Genomic DNA, 3,177 nt, shown 5'->3' on the forward strand with positions numbered 1-3,177 from the left:
CCAATAGGTGGATGGCAGAAAAGCAAAAATCTCTGCTCTTTTACCAAATTTTTTATAATATAGTTATATATCATATGTAATATCTGTTTATTTGCTTGATGCCAGTGTCGTACTCCCGCAATCAAATGTCTATCCAACGTAACGTCTCGTTGATAAGCTGGTGCAATGCCTTGGCACAGCACCAGAGAAAAGCTTCCAATTGTTTGGAGGACCTGGGCGATTTGTACTCAGACTCCTGTCCAAGCGTTCTGCCTTCAACACACAGGGATTTGCTTGCTCAACTCCTGGCAGGATCGCATCTTGCAGAAATGGGAAGCGTTGATCCGCCTCGTCTCTACCACGTTCTTGCATCACGTGCCCGTATTCGGGAGAACTATCTTCCGCCGTTCCAAGGACGCAGATGAGCCATTCATCCCCCTGGTTCAAGCCAGGGCCTTCTGACACTGTCTGGTAATTGTTGAGCGCGGTAGAGAGCAGCATTCAGACCAGTATGCTGACGCAAGTCCTCAGGTGCCCCTTCCTCCACTATGCGTCCCCGGTCTAGCACGATGATCCTTTCTGCATCTTGGACAGTGGCAAGCCGGTGTGCTACCACAATCCGGTTTTTCTGGGAACATAGCTCACGGAGCATGGTGGTGAGAGCCGCCTCGGTGAGCGCATCCAGTGCTGAGGTCGCTTCATCGAGGAGCAGAATCAGGGAATCTCGTAACAGCGCTTTTGCCAGAGCAAGGCGTTGTTTCTCGCCACCAGAAAGTGTCATTCCACGAGCACCCACCAGCATCTCATAGCCGTCCGGGAGCCGCTGCACAAAATCGTGCACCTTTGTCTGTTTGCACACCTCTAAGACGCGATCCCAGGGGACGGTCTCGGGCAGGCCATACAAGAGGTTCTCTCGGATGCTGCGCTGCCAGAGTTGGATATCCTGAGAGACAATGCCAATTTGCTGCCGCAAGACATGTGGTGCAATCTCTGCGATATCATGCCCATCCAGCATAATTTTTCCCTTTGTGGGCTGATAAAAGCGCAAACAGAGATAGATGAGGGTACTCTTGCCACTGCCGGTTGGGCCAACGATGCCGGTCGTGGTTCCTGGTGAGCTGGTGAAGGAAATAGCATGCAAGGTTGGTGAGCCAGACGAGTAGGCAAAGTGAACCTGTTCAGAGGAGAGATTCCCTTGAAGCGGTCCCAGATTTCGTTTTCCTTGGTCTGGCCACTCTCGTGGAAGTTGTAATAGCTCATCAATGGCCTGAAGGGCTGCGGCTACTTCCCCGGTTTCGGCTCGGGCGGCAAGGATTGCCGAGAAGGTGGCATAGAAGTGCTGCACATAGAGAGCAAGCGCGAGCAATGAGCCGATGCTGATCTGATGATGGAGCAGTTGCCAAGCTCCCCATCCATAGACAATACAGAGGACCATCCACTCAATCAGGCGGCGGAGGGCCTGGCGAAGGAACTGATGCTCGGTGGTTGTCCGACAGACACAGCGGCCATAGCGCAGGAGCCAATCATCCCAGCGCCGTATTTCCTCGGCTTCCATGCCCACTGCCCGCACCTCTTTGAGACAGGAGGCAACTTCGCGCAAGTGTTCATGTCCTTCTTCGGCAACCATCTTGAGCTGGATCACCTGTCGATGGCTGCGCTGTGTCATCCGATGAGCAAGAAGCCAGCCGAGAGGAAAGACCAGCAGTGAGGCGAGGCCAATGTGCCAATGGAGCCAGAGAATCAGGACGAGGAGAATGAGCGCTTGCACCAGGTTGGCGATGAGTGGGAGTAACTGGGTTGCGACATAGACTCTTCCAATTACCCCACAATCATGCATGATTCTGCTTTCAACCACACCGCTTTTGAGATGAGCAAGCGTTTTCAGCGGAAGATGCAACAGGTGCTCGAATAGCCGCTTCCGATAGGACGCGGAAAGCTGTTCTCCAACACGGGAGCGCACAAAGATGTCCCAATAGCTCAGGATAGATCTCACGGCACCCAGGAGGAGTAGGGCAATGAGGCTGATAAGAACGAGCTGATACTGAAAGCTGACGGTTGCGGCGTCGAGTAATTGTTTGAAGCAATAGGGTTGGAGCAGATCAGCACCAATGACCAGTCCTGTGAAGCCCAGGCTCCCGAGTATCGGCCACAGCGAAGGACGTAAGGCAGGAAGGAGCAAGCGAAAAAGCAAGGCAAGGTCATGCTTCACTGAGAGATTTGTTTTCACACGTCACTTCCACAACATACAACAGTAGGGAGAAGAAGTACAAAGACAATGAGTTGCTGAGAGGTGGATGCCCACGCGTTTCTGACTGCAAAACGGTGTTTTTCTTCTCGCCTTCTGTATGATCATCGTACAAAGAAAGATATCATTTTCTCTATTATACTGCTATTTCCAACTATACAACCGATTCCCTCCCCTGCTTGCTTTATACAGATAGAAATTTTTAGTAAAACCATTTGCTTCACTATTTATTGTATATGAAATATCCTGTATTCTTATTCACTTCATATTTGAAGATATTTCTTCAAGTAAGCAGGGAAAAGATACAAAATAGATATTCTTCCCTTTTGTTATGGAGCATCTTTAAGAAGCGGAAAATATGATCGCAGCACATACATATGATGGCAGTCGTCCTCGTTGTGGACAGGAGGCTTGTGTACTTGATCTTCCCTTGTCAGTTGCCTTTCTTCAGTGACCAGTGAGGTAGAGGAAGACATTGTAAGAGAGATATGTCCCTTTAAAATGCGGTTTTTGAGAGAGAATTGAAAATACCGCAAGTACTTTCTCTATAAACAGACAACGTGATAAGCGCGGTTGCAAGAATCCATAAGATGTGTGGCTAAATGTGTGTAGAAGTATATCAATAGAGTGGAAAATGTGTTATCTTATAGAAAAAGAGTATTCATCAGAAAGGCGTTTATTTTTATGGCACAAAATGAGGAAAAGCAAGCGTTGACCCACCTCGATGAGCATGGAAATATTTATATGGTCGATGTGACCGACCGCCAGGAGACGCTACGTGAGGCCATCGCACACGCTCAAGTGCGCATGCGTCCTGAAACCGTCAAGCTGATTGCGGAGAATCAAATTGCCAAAGGAAGTGTGCTGGAAGTCGCAAAGATCGCCGGGATTATGGCCGCAAAAAAGACGCCTGACCTGATCCCGCTCTGCCATCCGCTCCCTATGACGCATAT

2 protein-coding genes are annotated in these 3,177 nt (G+C 49.5%); one reads left to right on the plus strand and one right to left on the minus strand.

Annotated elements, in window-relative coordinates; genetic code table 11:
* Positions 1-409: 409 nt before the first annotated feature.
* Positions 410-2,206 carry an ABC transporter ATP-binding protein gene (locus EI42_RS31620; RefSeq protein ID WP_111326948.1) on the minus strand — a complete coding sequence of 599 codons (1,797 nt, stop codon included), beginning with the start codon at positions 2,204-2,206 and terminating at the stop codon, positions 410-412.
* 702 nt (positions 2,207-2,908) lie between these two features.
* Here EI42_RS31620 and EI42_RS31625 point away from each other — a divergent pair.
* On the plus strand, positions 2,909-3,177 hold a 269-nt coding region (locus tag EI42_RS31625; RefSeq protein WP_282957346.1), incomplete at its 3' end, for a cyclic pyranopterin monophosphate synthase MoaC.

Source organism: Thermosporothrix hazakensis (assembly GCF_003253565.1).
Classification (GTDB): Bacteria; Chloroflexota; Ktedonobacteria; order Ktedonobacterales; family Ktedonobacteraceae; genus Thermosporothrix; species Thermosporothrix hazakensis.